This is a genomic window from Serratia sp. 1D1416 (genome assembly GCF_003641105.1).
Lineage (GTDB): Bacteria > Pseudomonadota > Gammaproteobacteria > Enterobacterales > Enterobacteriaceae > Serratia > Serratia ficaria.
This window is the reverse complement of sequence record NZ_CP032738.1, coordinates 4958273-4981059: the sequence shown is the minus strand read 5'-3', so window position 1 is coordinate 4981059 and position 22787 is coordinate 4958273. Positions and strand designations below refer to the sequence as shown.

The window sequence follows — 22787 nt, the reverse complement described above, 5'->3', positions numbered from 1 at the left end:
TTATCTCCGGCCTGTAATGATTCTTTTGTAAATAGAAGGAATTTCCCGCATGTTATTTACCCCGCGATATTTCCCCATCCTGTTTGGGCTTTGATAAAATCGCCATGCATCCATCCCATAAACTAATAGCAGCCAGTAGTCTGAAAGTATAGATGCCTGCTGTTCGAGAGAATAGTCGGTCAATTTCTCCTTATCCAGTCGATATGTATAATCAGCCGCCCAACTAAATGATCCACGCAGCCTGACCCATTGCCTGTTTTGGTGCTGCCAGACATGACCAAGTTCATGGATAAATACATATTTACTTTCTACTTTGACAGACGAAGCCGAGAAGTCTGGAGCATATCCGTCTTTTCGAAACCATATTTCACCATTCGGAGTCATTGCGAAGTTCGGCTTTTGCAGCCCAAAGGGTAAATAACTATCGCAATGCACCCAGACTCGATTATATAAGATTGAATCGCCGTACACTCGGCGAGCCATAGCAATCTCTCCTTGAGTCATCAGACGTAATGTCCCTTCCTGTACTTGTGGCGTATTGGCTTGCATCAACAAAATCCTTTTTGTTCAGTAAGAAAAGTAGAATCATATAGATTATTTTTTGTGCGGTCCAGTTCGCAAGTGATTTTGTAGAGCGATAAGTTACTGATAGTTCTATCAATGCCCTGCTGATGCCGGCATATCATGGTTTTCGGTATGCAATGTCATGTGTATACCCGATAGATATCTGCGACAAGGCTGATATAAAATGGCATTATTGTGTCTTATTTTGCTCATTTTGTATTTTAAGGACATGCATACATTTCTGATTATCGTCCCCGAAGGGGGCATGCTGTTCGAATCGGCGGGCATCGCCGACATTCTGATGCAGGCCAACCGCCTGCGGCCCGCCGATGCGCCGCTGTATCAGGTCGCGGTGGCCACCACGCAGTCCCATCGGGTGGTGCACGGCTCGTCCGGCCTGAACCTCTTGGCCGACCATCGCCTGTGCGATCTTGACCCCGAACGGGAACGCGACACCATAGTGGTGACCGGCCGGGGGGCGAACGAGGAAGAAGGGGCGTTGGTCGCGGAGTGGCTGCGGCGCGCCGCCCCCAACGCTCGGCGTATCGCCTCCGTTTGCGGCGGCGCCCTGCTGCTCGCCGAGGCCGGTTTGCTCGACGGCCGCCGGGCGACCACCCACTGGCGATTGCTGGAGACCCTGCAGTCCCGCTTCCCGCAGGTGAGCGTCGAAAACGGCCCGATTTATGTCCAGGATGGGCAGGTCTGGAGCTCCGGCGGCGTCAGCTCCGGTTTCGACCTCACGCTGGCGCTGATAGAAGACGACTACGGCTTTATTCAGGCCCGCGAAGTGGCGCAGGATCTGGTGATGTTCCTGCGGCGGCCCGGCGGCCAGTCGCAGTTCAGCCGCTACCCGTTGAACCAGGCGAAAACGCCCGGCCCGATCCGCGATCTGCAATGCTGGATCCTGGAAAATCTCACCGACGATCTTTCCGTTGAAAAACTGGCCGAGCGAGTGGCGATGAGCCCGCGCAACTTTACCCGAGTGTTCACCCGGGAAACCGGCATTTCGCCCGCCAGATTTGTTGAGGAGGGGCGCTTGCACAGCGCCAGACAGCGCCTGGAACAGAGTGCGGAAAGCATCGAACGCATCGCGGCGACCACCGGCTTCGGCAACGGCCTCAACCTGCGGCGGGTATTTGAAAGAAACCTGCAGCTCACCCCCAGCGAATATCGCCAGCGTTTTCATAGCCGCAATTTGGCGTAAATAGATCTAAAAACGTCATTTACGCCACCCGCGCTCCGGGCTAAGTTTACCTCAGAGCCAATAACGGAGGAGCAGATCATGGTCAAAGTAGGCATCAATGGATTCGGCAGGATCGGGCGCAACGTGTTGCGCGCGGCGCTGGGGCGCGACGATTTCGAGGTGGTGGCGATCAACGATTTGACGGACAGCAAAACGCTGGCGCACTTGCTGAAGTACGATTCGCTGTCGGGCACGCTGGCCGCCGACGTAGCGGCCGGTGAGAATCAGCTGCTGCTCGATGGCCGGCCGATTCGCGTGTTCTCCGAGCGGGATCCCGGCGCCATTCCCTGGAGCAGCGTTGGCGTCGAGGTCGTGATCGAGGCCACCGGCTTCTTTACCGATAAGGCCCAGGCCGAAGTGCATATCACCAAAGGCGGCGCCAGGCGGGTGATTATCTCGGCTCCGGCCAAAAACGACGACATCACCCTCGTGATGGGCGTCAATGACGGCCAATACGATCCGGCCCGGCATCGGGTGGTCAGCAACGGCAGCTGCACCACCAACGGGCTGGCGCCCGCCGCGCAGGTGCTGCATCAGACCTTCGGCATCGAATACGGCCTGATGAACACCACCCATGCCTACACCAACAGCCAGGCGCTGCACGATCAGCCGGAAAAGGATCTGCGCGGCGCCCGGGCGGCGGCGCTGTCGATAGTGCCTTATTCCAGCGGCGCGGCCAGGGCGCTCGGCAAGGTGATCCCGGAACTGGACGGCCGCCTGACCGGTTATTCGCTGCGGGTACCGGTGCCGGTGGTGTCGATCGTTGATTTGACGGTCACGCTGAAACGCGAAGCGAGCGCGGACGAGATCAACGCCGCGTTCCGCCGGGCCGCGGAGTCTGGCCCGCTGAGGGGATCCTCGGCTACAGCGATGAGCCCCTGGTGTCGAGCGACTATAAAGGCGACCCGCGCTCATCGATTATCGACGGGCTGTCTACCCTGGTCATCGGCGGCAAGCTGGTCAAGATCCTGGCGTGGTATGACAACGAGTGGGGGTTCTCGAACCGTCTGGTCGATCTGGCGGTGCTGATGGAAAAACGCGGGCTGTAACCGCCCAGCTAACGTCACCCGGCGCAAACCGGGTGACGCATTCAGGCGCAGATCACAACTGCGCGATTTGCGTTAACGCCTCTCTGGCCCCCGGGGCCACCGCCAGCACCGGCGCGCCGCGCAGCAGATGATCACCGGCGGTGTTGAACGGGTGCGTCCAGCCGCCGGCCTCGTTGACCAGGCAATATCCCGCCAGACAATCCCAGGCGTGCATATAGGGTTCGTAGTAGCCGACCAGCCGGCCTGCGGCCACCCAGGCCAGCATCATGGCGCCGGAACCGTTGCGGAAGAAGTTGCCGCCCGCCGCGGTGATCCCGGCGGCAATCTCACCGACGCGCTCGGGGGGAACATGGCTGTTGGCGCCGAAGCCGGTGACGTGATTTTGCATGGTGCGCGTCGGATCCACCCGCAGCGGTTTGCCATTGAGCGTGGCGCCTGCGCCGCGCGCCGCGATAAAGCATTCCTGCTGGCAGGGGGCGACGATCGCGCCGATGACCGGCTGGCCCTGATGAATGACGGCGATGGACACGCACCAGTTCGGCATGCCGTTTACGAAGGGGCTGGTGCCGTCGATCGGATCGACTACCCAGGTGTAATCGGAATCGCCGGCCTGCAGGCCAAACTCTTCCCCGAGAAACCCGTCGTCCGGAAAGCGCCCGGCGATCTGTGCGCGGATCAGCAATTCGACTTCGCGGTCGGCGATCGAGACCACATCCTGCGCATCGCGCTTGGTTTCAATCACCAGGCTTTCGCGGCGGTTGAAGTAGTCCAGCGCTTTGGCGCCCGCTTCGCGCGCCGCCTGTTCGGCCAGCGTCAGCCGCTGGGAAATCTGTGGGTTCATATAAGGTCCTTAACGCGTTGCGGATGGCCGGGCGATCAGCGCCAGCCCCTGAGATTTGAAATCCACGGCCACGCGGGTGGCCGGCGGCAGTTGGCGTTCCATCTGCACGTCGACGATAAACAGCGCGCCGAGCTCGGTCTTCACTTCATATTCGATATGGTCGCCCAGCCAGGTGCTGTGGGTCACTTCGCCGTTCAGGGCGCCGCTGTGCCCGGCCTGCAGGGTGATAAACTGCGGGCGCACCGAGAGCTGCGCCGCGCCGGGGCGAGCCTGCGCACCCGGCACCCGGTATTGGCGGCTGCCGAGGGTGATCAGCGCCTCGCCATTCTCCACCCGTTCGATGTCGCAGGGCAGAATATTGGCCTCGCCCATAAAATCGGCGATAAACACCGAAGCCGGGGAGTGGTAAAGCTCCTGGGGTGCGCCCTGCTGAGCAATATGCCCTTCTTTCATGACGATAATTTTATCGGAGACCGCCAGAGCCTCTTCTTGATCGTGAGTCACGTACACGGCGGTAAAGCCGAGGCGCTGCTGCAATTCGCGGATTTCGGTACGCACGCGGCGGCGCAGCCGCTCGTCAAGGTTGGACAGAGGCTCATCGAGCAGCAGCACCTGCGGCTCCAACACCAGCGCGCGCGCCACGGCGATGCGCTGCTGTTGGCCGCCGGACAGCTCCGCGGGCAGGCGCCGGCCCATGTTTTCCAGCCCGACCAGCTTGAGGCCGTCATGCGCCCGGGCCTGGGCCTCCTTGCGCGACAGGCCGCTGGCCAGCAGGCCGTACATCACGTTGTCCAGCGCGTTCATGTGCGGGAACAGCGCGTAGGACTGGAACACCATCGCGACGTCGCGTTCGTTGGCGGGCAAATGCGTAACCTCCTTGCCGCCAATCAGGATGCGCCCCGACGTTGGGTGCTCCAGGCCGGCCAGCAGGCGCAGCGTGGTGGTTTTGCCGCAGCCGGAAGGGCCGAGCAAGGTTACCAGCGTACCCGGTTCGACGCTGAGTGACAGACCGGGCAGGGCGATGAAGTCGGCGAATTGTTTGGTGACGTTTTCAAACACCACCGAGCCGGAACGAATGGCAGTCATGCGGCATTCTCCTGATGTAGGGCCGACGAGGGCGAGACCGGCGGCGTGGCGACACGGACGGCGCGGCGCAGGCGGCGTTCGCCGACCAACAGCTGAAAGGTGAGGATCACCGCCAGCATCACCACGATAAGCACCGAAGAGTAGGCGATGGCCACGCCGTACTCGCCGTTTTCGACCAACCCGACGATATACGAGGTGGCCATGTTGTACTGGGCGCTGACCAGGAAGATCACCGCGCTGATGGAGGTAATCGCACGCACGAAGGCGTACACCAGGGCGGCGCTGATGGCGGGTTTCAGCAGCGGCAAGATCACTTTGCGCAGGGTGCGGAAACTGTTGGCCCGCAGCGTCAATGACGCCTCATCCAGGCTGCGATCCAGCTGGCTCATGGCGGCGATGCCGCCGCGCACCCCCACCGGCATATTGCGGAACACGAAGCAGGCGACCAGGATCAGCGCCGTGCCGGTGATCTCCAGCGGCGGCAGGTTGTAAGCCATAATGTAACTGACGCCGATCACCGTGCCGGGAATGGCGAAGCTGAGCATCAGCATGAATTCGAATGTCTGGCGGCCGGCAAACTTTTGCCGCACGATCAGCCAGGCGGTGAGCAGGCCTACGATGGCGGTGAGCGGAGCGGCGATCAGGGCGATTTCCAGGGTGGTCCAGAACGAGTTCCAGGCCACGCCGGTCCAGACGATCTGGCCGTCGCGCCAGTGGAAGCCGAAAGCGCGGGCGTAATGCCCCAGCGTCAGGCTGTTGTCGAGCCCCCATGACTGCACGAAACCGCCGATCAAAATCATGCCGTAGACCACCAGCGTGAACAGGCCCCAGGGGATCACCAGCGCGTACACGCCATAACGCAGCCCGCGCGGCAGCCCGCAGTGCGTGCCGGAGTCGCCTTTACCGGTCACGGTGGCGAAGTTTTTCCCGGCCAGCCACAGGCGCTGCAAAATAAAGGCGCCGAGGGTAAAACACAGCAGGATGACCGCCAGCACCGCGGCGCGGCTAGGATCGTTTTGCGCGCCGACCACCGAGAAGAATATTTCGGTCGACAGCACGCCGTGGCTGCCGCCCAGCACCATCGGATTGCCGAAGTCCGCCATGCTTTCGATAAAGCCGATCAGGAAGGCGTTCGCCAGGCCGGGCGCCATCAGGGGCAGTGAAACATGGCGGAAGGTGCGCCAGCGGTTGGCGCGCAACGTTTGCGAAGCCTCTTCCAGCGACGGGCTGACCCCTTCGACCACCCCAATCAGCACCAGAAAGGCTATCGGGGTGAAGGACAGCACCTGGGCAATCCAAATGCCGGTCAGGCCGTACAGCCAGCGACCCGGCTCGATGCCGAACAGGTTGGCGAGCAGTTCGGTGACCACGCCGGCGCGGCCAAACAGCAGCATCAGCGCCAGGCCAATCACGAACGGCGGCGTGATGATCGGCAGCACGGTCAGCAGGCGCAATCCCTTCTTGAACGGCAGCGGCGTGCGGGTGGCGGCGAGCGCAAAGGCCAGGCCGAGCAGCGTTGAGCCGCCGGCGCTCATCAAGGCCAGCGTCAGGGTGCGCCAGGCGGTGCCGCAGCTGCCGCCGCGCAGGCAGCCCAGGCTCCAAATCGCCGGATCCCGCATGTTGGCTATCATGCCGTCGGGCTTGAACGATCCCTCCACGTCCTGCACCGAGGCGACAAACATGCTCAACACCGGGTAAAGCACGAAGGTGCTGACCAACGCCACCAGCAGCACAATCGCGGCCACCACAAAGGCGTCGCCTTTCAGAACGCCGCGCTCGGCCAACCCAAAAGAGAACAGCAGCAAAAAAGCGGTGAGCAACAGAACGGCGCCGGCGCCAAAGGCCGGTTGGCCGTCGCTGAGCGCGCCGAACAGCCGCTCGCTCCATTGCCAATTCCAGCCGCCGTAGCCGATGGCATGGCCTTCAAACAGCAGGAACAGCACGCCGGCGACGCTGGCGCCCATCAGCAGCTGCGTGCGCAGCCGGCCGACGGGCCGCAGGCGAGCCAGCGCGCAAATCGCCAGCAACAGCACGGCGCCAGCCAGCCAGGGGCGCTGAAAATGCAGCATTTGCCACAGCAATGGCGCGCTCTCCCGATCCCGCCAGAGCGTACTCAGCCAGCTAAAGTCGAAGAACCCGGATTCCTGGCTGTACCAGGGCAGCGCCAGCAATGCCAGCGCGCCGAGCAGCAGCGCCCCGTCAAGGCGGCGGTTTTGAGTATTCATCGTGACCTCGATCAATTCATCGTTCTTTCACTGCGTTATCGCAGGGCGCATGGCATTCAGAAGGGAAATCGACGGGAATTATTGGGCGCTGGCGCCGATCTCTTTGTCCCAACGGCTGAGCAGCGCCTTACGCTTGTCCGTGGCGCCGTAGGTCTTAAAGTCGTAATCGATCAGTTTGATGTTCTCGAAGCGCGGTGCGTATTCGGAAATCGCCGCGTTGCGATTTGACGGCAGCTGGAAGGATTTGGCGTCTTTCATGTGCGACTGGGCCTCTGCGCCGAGCGCCCAGTCGTACCATATCTTGGCGTCGGCCAGGTTGCGCGCGCCTTTGACGATCGACATGGAGCCGATTTCAAACCCGGTGCCCTCGCAGGGCGCCACCGCTTTTACCGGGAAACCATCCACCTGCATCGCCACCGCGTCATGCATAAACACGATGCCGACGGTCGTTTCGCCGCGCGCCGCCGCTTTCACCGGCGCGGAGCCGGATTTGGTGTACTGCGAAATATTGGCGTTGAGCTTTTTCAGGTACTCGAAGGCCGGATCTTCCCCCATGATTTGCACCAGCGTGGCGAGGGTGTTGTAGGCGGTGCCGGAAGAATTCGGGTTGGCCATCTGGATCTCGCCTTTATACGCCGGATCCAGCAGATCGCTCCAGCAGGCGGGCACCTTGAGCTTTTTCTCCGCCAGCAGTTTGGTGTTGTAACCCCAGCCGAGGGCGCCCGCATAGACGCCCACGGTGCGGTAACCGGCGCTTGCGGCCTGCTTGCGCGCCCAGTCTTGCTGTTGGTCCAGCAGCGGGGATTTATAGGGTTGGGTCAGGCCCTCTTCGGCGGCCTGCATATGCGGATCGCCCGTACCGGCCCACCAAATGTCGGTGCGCGGGTTGCGGGCTTCGGTACGAATACGCGCGTAGGCTTCCCCGGCGGAGAGGCGCACCATACTGACTTTGATGTTCGGGTGTTGTTGCTCAAACAGATTGGTCATTTGCTCGCAGACCACGACGTCGGCGGAACAGATCATATTCAGTTTGCCGGCGGCGTGAACGGGCAGGGCTGAGAGCGCAGAGCCGGCGGCGAGGGCCGCCATCAGAGTAACGCGATGCATGGTGTTCTCCTTGGTTGTGTAGGGTGGCGATACGTTGTCGCCATTTTCTTTGCACGTGTGTGCAAATAACTAGAGGATAAAAAATGCGCTGTCAATCTTGCTATAATACAATTCAAACCATTCGTCACAAAAATGAAACAATTTCGCAGTGAAAAATTTGCACAGCTTTGCAAATTGCGGCAAACTTTTCTCGGCAAGAGAAACGGAGAGATGTGAACAGGGCTATGGAAAAGGACATGATCAGTGCGAAAGACGTGGCGGAGCTGGCCGGGGTTTCCCGATCGGCCGTCTCGCGAACCTATACGCCAGGCGCCAGCGTTTCGGCGGCAACCCGCGAAAAGGTGATGCGAGCCGCCGCCGAGTTGGGTTACCACGTCAATCATCTGGCGCGGGGATTGGTGCGCAATCGCAGCGGCATCGTCTGCCTGATCGTTTCGGAGTTGGCGACGCCTTATCGGGCCAGCCTGGTGCGATTGTTGACCCAGCATCTGCAGGAGGCGGGCAAAATCGCCATGCTGATTAACACCGACCGGTCTGACGACAGCGTCTCACAGGCGTTGCAGCAGGCGATTAACTTCCGGGCGGATGCCTCTTTTGTGCTTTCCGGCATGCCGGACAGCGCTATTGCGCGCCTGTGCCACAAGCACGGCCAGCGGCTGGTGCTGATTAACCGTGATGATGTTTTACCGGGATCTCTGAGCATCAATCTGGATAACGAAGAAGCGGCCGGCAGGGTGGTGATGGCATTTGTGCGCGCCGGCTGCAAACGGATCGCCTTCGCCAATTCACTGGCGGGCACGCCGAGCCTGATGGCGCGCGAACGCGGTTTTATCCAGGCGGCGGAAGCGGCGGGGCTGCAGGTGAGCGTCGAACGCTTCGGCACCACTTCCTATGAGAGCGGCCAGATCCTGGCGCACCGGTTATTGACCCGCAGCACGCGCCCCGATGCGGTGTTCTGCGTGACCGATCTGCTGGCCTGTGGCTTTATGGATGAGGCGCGCCATCGCTTTGCGCTGCGTATTCCGCAAGACCTTTGCGTCGCGGGTTACGACGATATCCCGCAGGCGGCATGGTCCTCCTACAACCTCACCACCTTTACCCAACCGGTGATGCAGTATGCGCAGGATTCGGTGTCGTGGCTGGTGGCGGAGGAGACGAAGGAAGAACACATGCCGCCGGCGTTAGGGCAGGAAATGCCGGGGGAAACGCGGCTGTACCATGCCGATTTTGTTTGGCGCGGCACCATTCGCGGCGCTTGAAACCGGGCGTTCCAACAGCAAAAAGCCCGCTCAGGTTTCCCTGAGCGGGCTTCTTTAATATGGCTCCTCTGACTGGACTCGAACCAGTGACATACGGATTAACAGTCCGCCGTTCTACCGACTGAACTACAGAGGAATCGTGTGAACGGGGCGCATCATATCCAGCCGCCCCGGGCGTGTCAACGCTAAATTGGCCAATACGGCGCGACTGCTCGGTATCTGAGCAATGCGCGGCGATTTACTGCGCCTGCGCGTCGGATTCCGCCTGCAGCCGCAGCAGGCGCGCCAGCGGATCCTGGCGGTAGAAGCGGCAAAAATGCTGGTACAGCGCCGGAAAGCGCTCGGCCAGCAGCTCGGGAGCGCTGAAGAAATACTCCGACAGCACCGCGAAGCATTCGGCCGGATCGGTGGCGGCGTAGGCATCCATGCTGGCGGCCTCTTCGCCGACCATGTCTATTTCATCCTGCAGGCTGTCCATGGCGGCGTGCAGGTCATGCTCCCAGGCGGCGATTTCGCGCAGCGGAATAGGGGGGATGCCGGTAGCGACGCCGCCGTTGCGCATGTCCAGCTTGTGCACCGCCTCGTGGATCACCAGGTTAAAGCCGGAAAGATCGAAGGAATCCTGCACGTCCTGCCAGTTGAGCACGATCGGCCCCTGTTCCCAGCTTTGGCCGGATTGCACCACCGGCCCGGAGTGCACCAGGCCGATATCGTCCTGCCACTCGTCTTCCACCACGAAAGGCGACGGGTAGAGCAAGATTTCATTGAAGCCGTCGAGGCATTCCGCCCCCAGTTCCAGCACCGGCAGGGCGAACAGCAGCGCGATGCGCGCCTGCATTTGCGACGTCAGCTGCAGCCCCTGCAGCGGCACGATGCGTTTTTGCTGCAGGATTTGCCCGGCGACCGTCACCAGCCGCCGCTGTTCCTGTTCGTCCAGCGGCGAGAGCAGCGGGATCGCCAGCGCGTCCTGCCACTGGGCCTGCGTATCCGCCTGGGGTTGATTTGCTTTCCACGGCCATTTAATCATCAGGTTGCTCGTAAAGTGGTCACTTGAACGTTCGGCTGGAGGCTAACACTGTAAAAATGCCGCAAAAAGGGGCATGATAGCAAGCGTTGTCAGGAGAGATGCCGGAGCGGCTGAACGGACCAGTCTCGAAAACTGGAGTAGGGGCAACTCTACCGGGGGTTCAAATCCCCCTCTCTCCGCCATTATTCAATCACTTACGTAGTGATCTTTCAACGATCCCGGTCACAGATAGCCCATCCCCACCGCAGTACGCCCGCATCGAACACCTTGTCAAGCAGTAGCTCCGGGGATAGCTGACCCGGCACAGGCGCGTTCGCCGTGCCGGTGAAGATTACCAGGCCTTAATGGCGTCGCCCTTATAGACGTCCCGCGCTTTGTCCTCGACGCCCTTCGACTGGAAGGCCGCTTTCAATTTCTGCAGTTTTTCACTGTCTTTATCCTCTGCTCGCACCACCAGCGCATTCACGTAAGGCGAGGCGACGCCTTCCATAAACAGGCCGTCGCGCGCGGCGGACAAACCGGCCTGCGCCGAGAAATTGGTGTTGATGATCGACAACGAGACGTTAGGGTCGTCCAGCGTGCGGGTCAGCTGCGGCGTATCCACTTGCACGAACTTGAGCTTTTTCGGGTTTTCGACAATGTCCAGCGTGGTGGGCAGGTAGCCGACGCCGTCCTTCAGCTTGATCAAGCCCTGTGCCTGCAGCAACAGCAGGCTGCGGCCGAGGGTGGTGGCTTCGTTGGACAGGGTCAGGGTGGCGCCATCCTGCAGCTCGCTGAGCTTGCGGATTTTGTGCGAGTAGGCGGCGATCGGGAAAATAAAGGTCTTGCCGAGAATGGCGAATTTATAGCCGCGCTCCTTCGATTGATCTTCCAGATAAGGCAGGCTCTGGAAAGCGTTGGCGTCGACGTCTTTATTTCTCAGGGCTTCATTGGGCAAAACGTAGTCATTAAAGGAAATAACCTCGACATCCAGCTGGTATTGGCTCTTCGCGACCTTTTGCACTTCCTGCCAGATAGCCTCATCCGGCCCGGTATTGATCGCCACCTTTATCTTGCTGTCGTTGTCGGGCGAACAGGCCGACAACAAAATAACGGATGTGGCTACCAACGCCGAAAACATCAACTTTTTCATCAACTACGCTCTCCTGAGATCATGATTGATGGATACTATTACATCCCTTTCCGGCTGTATATCGCTTCTCATCCGGCGGCGGCGCTGGAAGATCGTTATATACTTGGTTATATTACGGTGGGTTGAGGCTGGTTCCCTGCGCGGATGCGGCCTCGAAATTTAGAGGTCTTCAGGGGGCGGCATGTCACTTTACTATCGGGGTTATTCGGGCAATTACGTCGGCAAACTGCATGCGGATATTGCGGCCAGCTGCGTGGCGGGCAAGGAGCGGTTGAACCTGCCGGTGACGCCCGCGCTGGTGGAGGCCGAGCAGCCCGAGCATCTGCGGCACTATTTCAAACAGCGTCTGGAGCACTACCGCCAGGTGGCGCAACGGCTGCCCCCCGAAAAAATCAACGGCTGAGCCATCGTCACCGGCGGCGCAGGGCTGCCGCTCGCTGCGCCGTTTGCGCATTGTTTAGGGAGAACATATAGTTAAAGCTATCTTACCCTTCCTGAACCAAGGAGCGTTCCGTGGCCGCATCAAGAAAACTTTTACTGTGGGTCTGCCTGCTGGCTTCCGGCAATGCGCTGGCTGAATCCGCATTGCAATCCCTGCAGTTTGAGCAACATAAACAGCAGGTGATGGCCGAGCTGAAGAAAGTCTGCCGTCAACAAGCGGGAACGTCCGATAACGACTGGGCGAACAAAATACTGTCCGTTGGCGACAATAAGCAGCATATCCGCGAGGCCACGGTGGCGATAGAGCGCAAAAACGAGAAGAATTATCGGGATGCTCTCGCCAAGGTGCAGTGCCCGGCATCCTGATCGGGCGGCCATTTCACCCTGTTCCGGCCGGTGCCTCGGTTAACCGAAACTCCTTGCGGTACAGCGAAGGCGACGTCTTGAACTGTCGTTGAAAATGGCGGCGCATCGACAGCGCGGTGGCGAAGCCGGCGGCCTGCGCGATACGCTCGACGGGCTGATCGGTTTTCTCCAAAAAACGCTGCGCCATCGCCAACCGTTGGTTGAGCAGCCACTGCATGAAGGTGGTGCCGGTGGTTTGCTGAAAGCGCCGGGTGAAGCTGCGGCGGCTCATGCAGGCCCTGGCCGCCAGCGCGTCCAGCGTCAGCGGCTGCCGCAGGTTTTCCGTTGCCCAATTCAGCGTTTGCATGAACCGATCGCCACCGGCGGTGTTATACACCGGCTGTTCGATAAACTGCGCCTGGCCGCCCTGACGATGCGGCGGCACCACCAATTGTCTGGCCACCGCGTTGGCCGTCTCCGCACCGCAGTGGCGGCGCACCAGATGCAGGCAGCAATCGATGCTGGCGGCGGTGCCCGCCGAGGTGACGATATCGCCGTCGTCCACGTACAGCACGTTTTTGTCTACCGACACCCGCGGATAACGCTGCAGAAAATCCGCCATCCAGTGCCAGTGGGTGGTCGCCGGCCGGCCATCGAGCAGGCCGGCGGCGGCCAGCACAAAGGCGCCCATGCACAGGCCGACAATTTGCGCCCCGCGCGCGTGGGCGGCGAGCAGGGCGTCGGTCAGCGCCGGCGGCGGCGGGATGTCCGGGGTGCTCCAACTGGGCACGATCACCATGTCGGCCTGCGCCAATGCCGCCAAACTCTGTTCCGCGATAATGGAAAAGCCGGCGTTGGTGCGCAGCGGCCCGGGTTCGGTGGCGCAAATCATCAGCCGGTAGGCGGCCTCGCCCTTGGCGTCCAGCGCCTTTTCGAACACCGCGCAGGGCACCGAAAGATGAAACGGGATGATGTCGTTAAAGACCACGATAGCCACGTTGAGGGGTGACATGTTGCTTCCTTCTGATGATGCACCGTCCGCGAAAATTTGGCCCGATGGTATCGTTTTTGGTGACTGGAGTATCTGTTGCCGCCGCGCCGCAACCCGCAAAATTGATCCTGTCCCCGCGGCGGATTGTCCGCGGTTTTTCTTACCTCACAAGGATAACCGAAAATGAAAAAACTGATTGCCTGCGGTGCGTTGACGCTGTCGATGGCGGCCTCCGGCCTCGGCTTCGCCGCCGACGCGCAAACGGCGCCGACCATCCGCACCCTGAGCGGCGCCCAGGCCACTCAAAGCCTGCCGGCCAACGCCACGGCGTTGCTGGTGATTGATTTCCAGAATGAATACTTTATCGGCAAGATGCCGATCCCCGACGGCCTCAAGGCGTTAAAGCATACCCAGCGGCTGGTGGCGTTCGCCCATCGGCATCATATGCCGGTATTCTTCGTGCGCCATCTTGGCCCGGCCAACGGCCCGCTGTTCGCCGAAGGCAGCCAGTTCGCCGCGTTCCATCCGGACCTGCAGCCCGCCGCCGGGGATAAGGTGATTACCAAAGCGACGCCCAGCTCGTTTGTCGGCACCGATCTGGATCGGCAGTTAAAACAGGCGGGCGTCAGGCAGCTGATCGTCAGCGGCTTGATGACTCACATGTGCGTTTCCTCGACGGCGCGCGATGCGGTGCCGCTGGGGTATCAGGTGATTATTCCGGCGGACGCCACCGCCACCCGCAGTCTGGCGACCTGGGACCATCAGGTGGTGAGCCATGCGGACCTGCAGCGCGCCGCGTTGGCCGGCGTCGCCGACGTGTTCGCCGAAATCATGAGCACCGATCGGGTGCTGGCGCTGCCGGTAAACTAACGCCGTTATCCTCATGCCGGCCGGTCTGGGCCGGCAAAGCGGGCTGTCCCCCCGCGGCGAATCGCGGTAAAATGCGGCGGTGAACCCTATCGCAACGCACCAGGCCGCTCAGACACTGTTTATGAAAACGCTTAAACCGCGCCGTCCGCACGGGCGGTGGATTTATTACATCCTGCATGAAGACATGCTGTGGCCCTGCCCGGTCAAATGGGAGTGGGAAAGCGGCTATAACGCCTGGCTGCCGTTCTACTACTCGCCCACCCTCGAATTCGTCGCCGGCAACCCCGCCCGGGCGACCAAGGTCAGCGGCGCCCGGCGCTAAGCGGCCAACCGTTGCTGCCGGGCTTTTCCGCTCGCCCACGTGCCATCGCCCCGATTTTTGCTGCCGCGCGTGAATCGGCTAAAAAATTCTTTGCAGGGTAACGGTTTGTCACTCATCATTTGAAATGAAGTTTCACTTTTATCCCGCGAGCCCATCTTGAATTTATATGCCGCACTGCGCCAGCGCGTGGAAAACACGCCCTGGTACGCCAAACGCAAGAGCTACCGGGTGCTGTTCTGGCGCGAAATCACGCCGCTGGCGGTGCCGATCTTTATGGAGAACGCCTGCGTTCTGCTGATGGGGGTGCTGAGCACCTTCCTGGTCAGTTGGATCGGCAAGGAAGCCATGGCCGGCGTCGGGCTGGCGGACAGCTTCAATATGGTGATCATCGCCTTCTTCGCCGCGGTGGATCTGGGCACCACCGTGGTGGTGGCCTTCAGCCTGGGCAAGCGGGATCGCAAAAGGGCGCGGGCGGCGGCGCGCCAGTCGCTGGTGCTGATGACCCTGGTCTCGCTGCTGTTGGCGGCGGGCATTCACCTGGCGGGCGAGCGGATTATCGACGTCATCGCCGGGGCGGCCACGCCGCAGGTCAAGGCGTTGGCGCTGTCTTACCTGCAAACCACGGTGTGGAGCTACCCGGCGGCGGCGATTGCGCTGATCGGCAGCGGCGCGCTGCGCGGGGCGGGCAACACCAAAATTCCGCTGCTGATCAACGGCGGCATGAACATTCTCAATATCATCATCAGCAGCATACTGATTTACGGCATGCTGGGCTGGGACGGGTTGGGCTTTGTCGGCGCCGGGCTGGGGCTGACCATTTCGCGCTATATCGGCGCCGCCGCGATTATTTACGTGCTGATGATCGGGTTTAATCCGGCGCTGCACATCACGCTGAAAAGCTATTTTACCCCGCTGAAGCTGAATATCCTGTGGGAGGTGCTGGGGATCGGCATACCCGCCAGCATCGAATCGGTATTGTTCAACGGCGGTAAACTGCTGACCCAGATGTTTGTCGCCGGGATGGGCACCAACGTCATCGCCGGCAATTTTATCGCCTTCTCCATCGCTTCGCTGATCAACCTGCCGGGCAATGCGCTGGGATCGGCGTCGACCATCATCGTGGGCCGGCGGCTGGGCAAAGGGCAGATCGGCCAGGCGGAACGCCAGCTGCGCCACATATTTTGGCTGTCGACCCTCGGGCTGACGGCCATTGCCTGGGGCACCGCGCCGCTGGCCGGGGTGTTCGCCGCCTTTTATACCCAACAGGATGACGTGAAAGAGGTGGTGAAGGTGCTGATTTGGCTCAACGCCGCCTTTATGCCGATCTGGGCCGCCTCCTGGGTACTGCCCGCCGGGTTGAAGGGCGCGCGCGACGCCCGTTTCGCCATGTGGGTGTCGATGCTGGGCATGTGGGGTTGCCGGGTGGTGGCCGGCTATACGCTGGGCATCGTGCTGGGCATGGGCGTGGTGGGGGTGTGGCTCGGCATGTTCTTCGACTGGGCGGTGCGCGGCGCGCTGTTCTATTGGCGCATGGTCAGCGGCCGCTGGCTGCAGAAATATCCGCGGGTTAAAAGGGCGGCCGCGCAAGAGCGGCCCGGCGGCTGACCCTCAGGCCGGCTGATTCTGCAGCCGCCATTTGGCGGGCGACAGGCCATACACCTGCTTGAAGGCCTTGGAGAAGTGCAGCTGGTTTTCATAACCCACCGAAATGCCGACCACTTTGATCGCCGTCTGGCTGTTGCACAGCAGGCTGACGGCGATGTTCATGCGCAGTTTCAGCAGATACTCCTTGGGCCCGACGCCGAACTCCTGTTTGAACAGCCGACACAGGTGGCTGCGGTTGAGATTGCAGTAGGCGGCCAGGCCTGCGACGGTCAGCGGCTCATGGTAGCGGTTTTCAAGGTATTTCACCGCCTTGCGCAGGTGCTGCGCGCGGTCGCTCTGCCGCTCGGCGGCGCCCTGCGGCGTGCTGGTCACCAGCGCGGAGAAAAACAGGTAGCACAGGCCGATCGCCGTCAAGCGGTGGCGCTCGCCCTGCGCGATGATTTGCCGCAGATAGCGCAGGGTATCGGGCTCATCGCCGTACTCTGCGGGGCGGTAAACCGGGGCGCGGCGGCTCAGGCGGCACTCTTCGAACATCTTGCCGGCGATCAGCCCGTCCACCTCCAGCCACATGTAGTGCCAGGGATCCCGCGGGTCGGCGCAATAGGTGGTGACATCCTGCGGATAGATCAGGAAACCTTCGCCGGCGGCAACCGGAAACGCGCCGAATTCGCTGTGCAGAACGCCGTGGCCGCTTATCACATAATGAAATAGATAGTGCCGCCGCACGGCGGGGCCGAAGCTGTGTCCTTTCGCGCAATTTTCCTCGCCGTACTGATACAGGTTCAGTTCGATGTTATCGGTGTGGCTCAGGGTAAAACTCTTGTGCATCAGGCAGTCTCCACACTTTTTGTTCTCGTTGACAGTGTAGCCGCCGCCGGCGAACGGCGCGCTCGGCAGACTCAGACTCAGCTCACAGTTTTTGACCGGCGTCATTTTTCGCCATAATCAGGTCACATTTATCCCTATACCGGGTCACCGCCGCCGGGTAGTTTCAAGCCATCGAAAACAGCAGCAGCGGAGACAGACGATGATTAAAGTGACATTTATGGGCGCAGGCAGCACCATTTTCGCCAAGAACGTGCTCGGCGACATCATGGCGACCCCGGCGTTGAAAGAGGTGGAGATTGCGCTGTATGACATCGACAGCGCCCGGCTGGATGAATCCTTCGCCATGTTGAGCAATATCAACCGCAACATCAACGCCGGCAGGGCGCGTATCGGGCGCTACCTCGGGGTGGAAAATCGCCGTGCGGCGCTGAAAAACGCCCACTATGTGGTGAACGCCATTCAGGTTGGGGGTTACGATCCCTGCACCATCACCGACTTTAAGATTGCCAAAAAGTACGGCCTGCAGCAGACCATCGCCGACACCCTGGGGATCGGCGGCATCTTCCGCGCGTTGCGCACCATCCCGGTGCTGTTCGATTTCGCTCGCGATATCGAAGAGGTTTGCCCCGACGCCTGGCTGTTGAACTACACCAATCCGATGGCGGCGCTGACCGGCGCGATGCTGCGCCATACCGGGGTGAAAACCGTCGGCCTGTGCCACAGCGTGCAGGTGTGCGCGGAAACCCTGTTGAAAAGCGTGGACATGCCCACCGACGACGTGCAGTTCCATATCGCCGGCATTAACCACATGGCCTGGCTGCTGGATATTCGCCGCCACGGGGAAGATCTGTATCCGGAGATCAAACGCCGCGCCAACGCCCTGCAGGGCAAGCACGACGATATGGTGCGCCATGAGATCATGAAAACCTTCGGTTATTACGTTACCGAATCATCCGAGCACAACGCCGAATACATGCCGTACTGGATCAAGCGCCACTACCCGGAACTGATCGAGCGCTTCAATATCCCGCTGGACGAATACCCGCGTCGCTGTATCGAGCAGATCGACCGCTGGCAGCAGCAGAAACTGGCGTTGACCCATGACGCCACCCTGAGCCACAGCCGCACCCACGAATATGCCTCTTATATCATCGAGGCGATAGAAACCGACCGGCCGTACAAGATTGGCGGCAACGTGCTCAACGCCGGCCTGATCGCCAACCTGCCGGCGGAGGCCTGCGTCGAAGTGCCGTGCCTGGTGGACGGGCAGGGGATTACGCCCTGCCACGTCGGGCGCCTGCCGGAACAGTTGGCGGCGCTGAACCGCACCAACATCAATACCCAGCTGTTGACCATCGAGGCGGCGGTGACGCGCAAGCGAGAGGCCGTCTATCACGCCGCGCTGCTGGATCCGCATACCTCGGCCGAGCTGTCGATCGACGACATTCGCAGCCTGTGCGACGAACTGATCGAAGCGCACGGCAGCTGGCTGCCCGCCTACCACTAAAGGTTAACCGAACGCATTTACCGCCTCGATAACGCACAAGGCGCAGGGCCTCCTGCGCCGTCAAAAATGGGATGGTGAGCCATGTTTTATTTGAAAAACAAGAATTTCTGGATCTTCGGTGCCTTCTGTTTTTTCTATTTTTTCATCCTCGGCGCGGTGCTGCCGTTTTTCCCGATCTGGCTGCATGACGTCAACCAGCTCGACCAGCGGCAAACCGGGCTGGTGTTCGCCAGCATGGCGCTGTTCGCGCTGATTTTTCAGCCGATCTTCGGCTTTGTCACCGACAGGTTCGGCCTGAAGAAGCACCTGCTGTGGATGATCATTTTCCTGCTGCTGTTCCTGGCGCCGCTGTTTATTTACGTGTTTTCACCGCTGCTGCGCAACAACTTTGGCCTGGGCGCGCTGCTGTGCGGCATTTATCTCGGGGCGGTGTGCAGCGGCGGGTCGCCGGCGATCGAAGCCTACGTCGAAAAGGTCAGTCGGCGCAGCCGCTTCGAATATGGCCGGGCGCGGCTGTTTGGCTGCATCGGCTGGGCGGTGTGCGCTTCGATCGTCGGTTACATGTTTACCATCAACAACCAATTTGCTTTCTGGCTGGCCTCCAGCTTTGCGCTGGTGCTGGCCGGGCTGCTGTTGCTGTTCAAACCGGAGCAAAACAACACCCTGACGGTGGCGCAGGGGCTGGCGTTGAACCACCAGCCGCCCAAACTCAAGGCGGCGTTGAACCTGCTCAAGATGCGCAAGTTCTGGTGCCTGGTGATGTACATCGTCGGCGTCGCCTGCGTGTATGACGTGTTTGACCAGCAGTTCGCCAACTTTTTCACCTCATTCTTCAGCGATCGCCACGCCGGAACCCAGGCCTTCGGCTATGTGACCACCCTGGGCGAGTTCCTCAACGCCTTCATCATGTTCTTCGCGCCGTTGATCATTAACCGCATCGGCGGCAAGAACGCGCTGTTGATCGCCGGGATCATCATGTCGGTGCGGATTATCGGTTCGTCGATGGCGGAGTCGGTGGCGGCGGTGATCGTATTGAAAACCCTGCATATGTTCGAGGTGCCGTTCCTGCTGGTGGGGGTGTTCAAATACATCACCACGCAGTTTAACGTCAACCTCTCGGCGTCGATTTACCTGTGGGGATTTTGCTTCTTCAAGCAGCTGTCGGCCATCGGCATGTCCTATGCGGCGGGCCTGATGTACGTCAGTTACGGCTTCAAGACGTCCTATCTGATCCTGGGCTGCGTCGCCTTGCTGTTTACGCTGCTCTCCGCGTTCACCCTGAGCGGCAAGGTGACGGTGTTGAAAGAGGAGGGCGCGCCGCAGGGGCCTTTCAATACCCTAGCGTCATAGCGCCGAAAAACAGCAGCGTCAGCACGATGATCACCACGTTTTGCACCGCTTTGCGCACCAGCCGGCTGGCGCCCAGACGGCTGTCTATCGCATACAGCACCGGCACCATCAGCAGCACATAGGCGAACATCAGCATGGCGGTAAAGGGCTGCGGGATCATGCGGATTTCTCCCGTTCGCCGCCGTCGCGGATGGGGCGATGCATTGGCGATGTGTGCCGAGCCTTGTCTTGCCGCTGGGGGATATGCCTGACCATGTGCCTCCGAATAAGGCCGCCCGAAGGCGGCCGACTGTTTACTGCCTGTGATGTGGAGAATGATTGTCGGCCACTGCCGGGGCCAACGCAGACATAATATTGCAAATGATAATCATTATCAACAATGGCGTAATATTTTATTGCCGGGCGGGGATAAAAAAAGAGCACGCCGGGCGGCGTGCTCTGGGTCGCATTACTGCAGCGGTTATTTCGCGTCAGGCAGCGCGTAGGCCACGATATAGTCGCCCAGCGTGGTGCCGAACGAACCGTGACCGCCGGCGGAAATCACCACGTATTGCTTGCCGTTGGCCTCATAGGTCATCGGCGTCGCCTGGCCGCCGGCCGGCAGCCGCGCTTCCCACAGCTTCTCGCCGTTGGTTACGCTGAAGGCGCGCAGGTAGTTGTCTGCGGTGGCGCCGATGAAGAAGACGTTGCCGGCGGTGGAAACCGGCCCGCCCAGCATCGGCATGCCCATTTTGAACGGCAGCGGCAACGGCGAGCTGTCGCGTACGGTGCCGATGCGTTTTTTCCACACGATGTCGTTGGTTTTCAGGTCAACGGCGGAAATGTAACCCCAGGCCGGCTGTTTGCACGGCAGGCCAAACGGCGACAGGAACGGGTTCAGGGTCACGCCGAACGGCACGCCGTACTGCGGCTGCACGCCGGATTCGCTACCGCTGCCGCCTTTGTCGCCCTCTGGCGGCTCAATCGGGTTGCCCGGGCCGCGTGGGATCAGTTTGGAAACGAACGGCAGCGCTATCGGGTTGGCGATGGCGATCTGGCGGTCGGTGTCGACGGACAGGCCGCCCCATTCGAACATGCCGAGGTTACCCGGGAATACCAGCGTACCCTGCTCGGAAGGCGGGGTGAAGGTGCCTTCGTAACGCAGGCTGTGGAACATCACCCGGCAGACCAGCTGGTCGTAGATGGTGGCGCCCCACATGTCCGCGCCGGTCAGTTTCTTCTCGGGACGGAAGGTCAGCTCGGAGAACGGCTGGGTTGGCGACAGGCGATCGCCCTTGGCCGGGCCCTGCGGCACCGGTTTCTCCGGCGCCGGCACCACCAGCTCGCCGTTGGTGCGGTTCAGCACGAAGATGTTGCCGGTTTTGGTCGGCACGTAGATCACCGGCACTTTGTTGCCGCTCTTGTCGGTGATGTCCGCCAGCGTTGGCTGCGCCGGTACGTCCATATCCCACAGATCGTGGTGCACCGTCTGGTAGAACCAAACCAGCTTGCCGGTGGTGGCGTTCAGCGCCAACAGGCCGCTGGCGTAACGCTCCATTTCCGGCGTACGGTCGCCGCCCCAGATATCCGGCGTGGTGACCCCCATCGGCAGGTAGACGATGTCCAGCTTGGCGTCATAGGCGGATGGCGCCCATGAGTTCGGCGAGTTCGGGGTAAAGTGATGCTCGTCCGCCGGAATGGCGTTCGGATCCTTGGCGCCCGGATCGAATGCCCACAGCAGCTTGCCGCTGTTGACGTCGAAACCGCGGATCACGCCGGAAGGTTCGCGATTCGAATAGTTGTCGGTCACCGCGCCGGCGATGACGATCACTTTGTCGGTGATCACCGGCGGCGAAGTCGGTTCATAGTGCCCCGGCGTCGCGTACGGCATGTTGCTCTGCAGGTTCAGTTCGCCGTTGTTGGCGAAGTCCGGGCAGCGTTTGCCGCTGTCGGCATCCAGTGCGAACAGGCGGCCGTCGTTGACCGGCAGGATGATGCGACGCGCGCACAGCGCCGGAGCGGCGCCGGCGGCAGCGCCCGCGGCGGCGGCGGTTTCATGGTAAGACACGCCGCGACAGGTGATGTGCTGGAAGGTCGGATCGAACTTCAGCTGCGGGTCGAACAGCCATTTCTGCTTACCGGTCGCCGCGTCCAGAGCGAACAGCTTTTGGTGCGGGGTGCAGAGGTAGAGCGTATCGCGGATCTTGATCGGGGTGACTTCGTTGGTGATTTCGCCCGGATCGTTGGCGGTCTTCAGATCGCCGGTCTGGAAGCGCCAGGCTTCCTGCAGCTGGCCGACGTTTTTGTCGTTAATCTGGCTCAGCGGCGAGTAACGGGTGCCTTCCTGGGTGCGGCCATAGGCCGGCCAGTCGGCGGCCGTCGCGTCGGTGGGCTGTACCTGCGCCGCGTCCAGGGTGCCGTTGATCTCTTGCGGATCGTTAAACACCGAATAGGCCAGGGCGACGACCGTGATCACCAGCGCGGCGCTCAGCGCGCCATAGGCCAGTTTGCCGTTGGCAATCAGGCGACGGTAAATAAACGGCAGCACCAGCCACAGGCCGAAGAAGAAGGTGACGTCCAGACGCGGCGTCAACGCCCAGAAGTCCGGGCCCACTTCCCACAGCGCCCAGGCGGTGGTGCCGAGCAGGAATACCGCGTACAGCAGCAGCGCGGTCGCGCGGCGGCGGAACAGCAGCCATGAGGTCAGCAGCAGCACCAGGCCGGCGATGATGTAATACAGCGAACCGCCCAGCTTGGCCAGCCAGATGCCGCCCCCGAGCAGATAGAGCCCGCTCAGGGCGGCAAATAGCGCCGTCAGGATGAGCAGCGGCGATAATGACGCTTTATTTTGCATAGCAATACCCTTACCAAAAATGAAAAGTCCCCGATTTAGAGATTAAGCTAAATCCAGAAAAACACGCGGTTTCTCGCTAAATAGGGTGACGTGAATACCGTCCCGCGCATTAGCCTAATGGTGCTTTGCCTTATTCAAAGCCTGAAGACAGGGTGGCGCGTT

Annotated in this window: 20 protein-coding genes, 2 tRNA genes and 2 pseudogenes; 12 read left to right on the top strand and 12 right to left on the bottom strand. The window is 60.9% G+C overall.

Translation table 11 applies throughout. The annotated features are described in order from the left end of the window. Positions 1–549 carry a type IV secretion protein Rhs gene (locus tag D7I37_RS24175; protein ID WP_242502735.1) on the bottom strand — a complete coding sequence of 183 codons (549 nt, stop codon included), beginning with the start codon at positions 547–549 and terminating at the stop codon, positions 1–3. 244 nt (positions 550–793) lie between these two features. Here D7I37_RS24175 and D7I37_RS24170 point away from each other — a divergent pair, with 244 nt between their 5' ends. The 3 genes and pseudogenes from D7I37_RS24170 to D7I37_RS27745 all read left to right on the top strand — a co-directional run bounded on the left by D7I37_RS24170 (position 794) and on the right by D7I37_RS27745 (position 2856). Further along, on the top strand, positions 794–1768 hold the full coding sequence (locus tag D7I37_RS24170; protein ID WP_095100193.1) for a GlxA family transcriptional regulator: 975 nt from the start codon (positions 794–796) through the stop codon (positions 1766–1768). Positions 1769–1846: 78 nt separating this feature from the next. Continuing rightward, positions 1847–2092 (top strand): annotated as a pseudogene (locus D7I37_RS27750) (glyceraldehyde 3-phosphate dehydrogenase NAD-binding domain-containing protein); the annotation flags it as partial. A 147-nt stretch (positions 2093–2239) separates the two neighbouring features. After that, positions 2240–2856, top strand: a pseudogene (locus D7I37_RS27745) (type I glyceraldehyde-3-phosphate dehydrogenase). A gap of 52 nt (positions 2857–2908) precedes the next feature. Here D7I37_RS27745 and D7I37_RS24160 read toward each other — a convergent pair. From D7I37_RS24160 to D7I37_RS24145, 4 genes are all read right to left on the bottom strand, one after another. After that, positions 2909–3697, bottom strand: a complete 789-nt coding sequence (locus D7I37_RS24160) for an inositol monophosphatase family protein (protein WP_061797434.1) — start codon at positions 3695–3697, stop codon at positions 2909–2911. A 9-nt stretch (positions 3698–3706) separates the two neighbouring features. Continuing rightward, complete coding sequence (locus D7I37_RS24155) at positions 3707–4783, bottom strand: ABC transporter ATP-binding protein (RefSeq protein ID WP_061797432.1); 1077 nt, start codon at positions 4781–4783, stop codon at positions 3707–3709. Continuing rightward, positions 4780–7008 carry an iron ABC transporter permease gene (locus D7I37_RS24150; protein ID WP_129544498.1) on the bottom strand — a complete coding sequence of 743 codons (2229 nt, stop codon included), beginning with the start codon at positions 7006–7008 and terminating at the stop codon, positions 4780–4782. Before D7I37_RS24150 ends, D7I37_RS24155 begins: the two co-directional genes overlap by 4 nt. Before the next feature lie 78 nt (positions 7009–7086). Then, the gene (locus D7I37_RS24145; protein ID WP_061797431.1) at positions 7087–8115 is read right to left on the bottom strand and encodes an ABC transporter substrate-binding protein; all 1029 of its coding nucleotides are present in this window, start codon (positions 8113–8115) and stop codon (positions 7087–7089) included. Positions 8116–8351: 236 nt separating this feature from the next. On the opposite strand from D7I37_RS24145, the gene D7I37_RS24140 reads away from it, so the two are divergent. Further along, the gene (locus tag D7I37_RS24140; protein ID WP_231922070.1) at positions 8352–9374 is read left to right on the top strand and encodes a LacI family DNA-binding transcriptional regulator; all 1023 of its coding nucleotides are present in this window, start codon (positions 8352–8354) and stop codon (positions 9372–9374) included. Positions 9375–9434: 60 nt separating this feature from the next. Here the strand turns inward: D7I37_RS24140 and D7I37_RS24135 are convergent. Next, positions 9435–9510: transfer RNA gene (locus D7I37_RS24135), tRNA-Asn, on the bottom strand. A 102-nt stretch (positions 9511–9612) separates the two neighbouring features. After that, positions 9613–10401, bottom strand: coding sequence for a DgsA anti-repressor MtfA (mtfA, locus tag D7I37_RS24130; RefSeq protein ID WP_061797427.1), 789 nt, complete (start codon positions 10399–10401; stop codon positions 9613–9615). Positions 10402–10493: 92 nt separating this feature from the next. On the opposite strand from mtfA, the gene D7I37_RS24125 reads away from it, so the two are divergent. Continuing rightward, positions 10494–10583: transfer RNA gene (locus D7I37_RS24125), tRNA-Ser, on the top strand. A gap of 149 nt (positions 10584–10732) precedes the next feature. Here the strand turns inward: D7I37_RS24125 and D7I37_RS24120 are convergent. Then, positions 10733–11533, bottom strand: a complete 801-nt coding sequence (locus tag D7I37_RS24120; RefSeq protein WP_061797425.1) for a MetQ/NlpA family ABC transporter substrate-binding protein — start codon at positions 11531–11533, stop codon at positions 10733–10735. Between the two features lie 181 nt (positions 11534–11714). On the opposite strand from D7I37_RS24120, the gene D7I37_RS24115 reads away from it, so the two are divergent. Then, a complete protein-coding gene (locus D7I37_RS24115) occupies positions 11715–11936 on the top strand; it encodes a DNA polymerase III subunit theta (RefSeq protein ID WP_061797423.1) in 222 nt (73 codons plus the stop codon). A 110-nt stretch (positions 11937–12046) separates the two neighbouring features. Further along, positions 12047–12340 carry a YicS family protein gene (locus D7I37_RS24110; protein ID WP_242502734.1) on the top strand — a complete coding sequence of 98 codons (294 nt, stop codon included), beginning with the start codon at positions 12047–12049 and terminating at the stop codon, positions 12338–12340. Positions 12341–12353: 13 nt separating this feature from the next. Here D7I37_RS24110 and D7I37_RS24105 read toward each other — a convergent pair whose 3' ends face one another. Further along, positions 12354–13331 carry a GlxA family transcriptional regulator gene (locus tag D7I37_RS24105; protein ID WP_061797420.1) on the bottom strand — a complete coding sequence of 326 codons (978 nt, stop codon included), beginning with the start codon at positions 13329–13331 and terminating at the stop codon, positions 12354–12356. A gap of 162 nt (positions 13332–13493) precedes the next feature. Between D7I37_RS24105 and D7I37_RS24100 the strand changes: the two genes are divergently transcribed. The 3 genes from D7I37_RS24100 to D7I37_RS24090 all read left to right on the top strand — a co-directional run bounded on the left by D7I37_RS24100 (position 13494) and on the right by D7I37_RS24090 (position 16107). Beyond that, positions 13494–14180: a cysteine hydrolase family protein gene (locus D7I37_RS24100; RefSeq protein WP_061797418.1), complete on the top strand. Its 687-nt coding sequence runs from the start codon at positions 13494–13496 to the stop codon at positions 14178–14180. Between the two features lie 121 nt (positions 14181–14301). Beyond that, a complete protein-coding gene (locus D7I37_RS24095; RefSeq protein WP_061797416.1) occupies positions 14302–14502 on the top strand; it encodes a hypothetical protein in 201 nt (66 codons plus the stop codon). A 156-nt stretch (positions 14503–14658) separates the two neighbouring features. Further along, positions 14659–16107 (top strand): EmmdR/YeeO family multidrug/toxin efflux MATE transporter, encoded by a 1449-nt coding sequence (locus D7I37_RS24090; protein ID WP_061797414.1) that lies wholly within the window; start codon positions 14659–14661, stop codon positions 16105–16107. Between the two features lie 3 nt (positions 16108–16110). On the opposite strand, the gene D7I37_RS24085 is transcribed toward D7I37_RS24090, so the two are convergent. Then, positions 16111–16935 carry an AraC family transcriptional regulator gene (locus tag D7I37_RS24085; RefSeq protein ID WP_095100191.1) on the bottom strand — a complete coding sequence of 275 codons (825 nt, stop codon included), beginning with the start codon at positions 16933–16935 and terminating at the stop codon, positions 16111–16113. A 199-nt stretch (positions 16936–17134) separates the two neighbouring features. Between D7I37_RS24085 and D7I37_RS24080 the strand changes: the two genes are divergently transcribed. Both D7I37_RS24080 and D7I37_RS24075 read left to right on the top strand, forming a co-directional pair. Next, a complete protein-coding gene (locus D7I37_RS24080) occupies positions 17135–18442 on the top strand; it encodes an alpha-glucosidase/alpha-galactosidase (RefSeq protein WP_061797412.1) in 1308 nt (435 codons plus the stop codon). 81 nt (positions 18443–18523) lie between these two features. Continuing rightward, positions 18524–19792 carry an MFS transporter gene (locus tag D7I37_RS24075; RefSeq protein WP_129544497.1) on the top strand — a complete coding sequence of 423 codons (1269 nt, stop codon included), beginning with the start codon at positions 18524–18526 and terminating at the stop codon, positions 19790–19792. On the opposite strand, the gene D7I37_RS24070 is transcribed toward D7I37_RS24075, so the two are convergent. Both D7I37_RS24070 and D7I37_RS24065 read right to left on the bottom strand, forming a co-directional pair. Then, a complete protein-coding gene (locus D7I37_RS24070) occupies positions 19773–19952 on the bottom strand; it encodes a hypothetical protein (protein ID WP_061797409.1) in 180 nt (59 codons plus the stop codon). The genes D7I37_RS24075 and D7I37_RS24070 overlap by 20 nt on opposite strands. A gap of 300 nt (positions 19953–20252) precedes the next feature. Then, positions 20253–22625 (bottom strand): glucose/quinate/shikimate family membrane-bound PQQ-dependent dehydrogenase, encoded by a 2373-nt coding sequence (locus tag D7I37_RS24065; protein ID WP_061797407.1) that lies wholly within the window; start codon positions 22623–22625, stop codon positions 20253–20255. Between the last annotated feature and the right edge of the window lie 162 nt (positions 22626–22787).

Coding starts and splice junctions, on each gene's coding strand:
- D7I37_RS24175 (WP_242502735.1), bottom strand. CDS start 549: ATGCAAGCCAATACGCCACAAGTACAGGAAGGGACATTACGTCTGATG.
- D7I37_RS24170 (WP_095100193.1), top strand. CDS start 794: ATGCATACATTTCTGATTATCGTCCCCGAAGGGGGCATGCTGTTCGAA.
- D7I37_RS24160 (WP_061797434.1), bottom strand. CDS start 3,697: ATGAACCCACAGATTTCCCAGCGGCTGACGCTGGCCGAACAGGCGGCG.
- D7I37_RS24155 (WP_061797432.1), bottom strand. CDS start 4,783: ATGACTGCCATTCGTTCCGGCTCGGTGGTGTTTGAAAACGTCACCAAA.
- D7I37_RS24150 (WP_129544498.1), bottom strand. CDS start 7,008: ATGAATACTCAAAACCGCCGCCTTGACGGGGCGCTGCTGCTCGGCGCG.
- D7I37_RS24145 (WP_061797431.1), bottom strand. CDS start 8,115: ATGCATCGCGTTACTCTGATGGCGGCCCTCGCCGCCGGCTCTGCGCTC.
- D7I37_RS24140 (WP_231922070.1), top strand. CDS start 8,352: ATGATCAGTGCGAAAGACGTGGCGGAGCTGGCCGGGGTTTCCCGATCG.
- mtfA (WP_061797427.1), bottom strand. CDS start 10,401: ATGATTAAATGGCCGTGGAAAGCAAATCAACCCCAGGCGGATACGCAG.
- D7I37_RS24120 (WP_061797425.1), bottom strand. CDS start 11,533: ATGAAAAAGTTGATGTTTTCGGCGTTGGTAGCCACATCCGTTATTTTG.
- D7I37_RS24115 (WP_061797423.1), top strand. CDS start 11,715: ATGTCACTTTACTATCGGGGTTATTCGGGCAATTACGTCGGCAAACTG.
- D7I37_RS24105 (WP_061797420.1), bottom strand. CDS start 13,331: ATGTCACCCCTCAACGTGGCTATCGTGGTCTTTAACGACATCATCCCG.
- D7I37_RS24100 (WP_061797418.1), top strand. CDS start 13,494: ATGAAAAAACTGATTGCCTGCGGTGCGTTGACGCTGTCGATGGCGGCC.
- D7I37_RS24095 (WP_061797416.1), top strand. CDS start 14,302: ATGAAAACGCTTAAACCGCGCCGTCCGCACGGGCGGTGGATTTATTAC.
- D7I37_RS24085 (WP_095100191.1), bottom strand. CDS start 16,935: ATGCACAAGAGTTTTACCCTGAGCCACACCGATAACATCGAACTGAAC.
- D7I37_RS24080 (WP_061797412.1), top strand. CDS start 17,135: ATGATTAAAGTGACATTTATGGGCGCAGGCAGCACCATTTTCGCCAAG.
- D7I37_RS24075 (WP_129544497.1), top strand. CDS start 18,524: ATGTTTTATTTGAAAAACAAGAATTTCTGGATCTTCGGTGCCTTCTGT.
- D7I37_RS24070 (WP_061797409.1), bottom strand. CDS start 19,952: ATGATCCCGCAGCCCTTTACCGCCATGCTGATGTTCGCCTATGTGCTG.
- D7I37_RS24065 (WP_061797407.1), bottom strand. CDS start 22,625: ATGCAAAATAAAGCGTCATTATCGCCGCTGCTCATCCTGACGGCGCTA.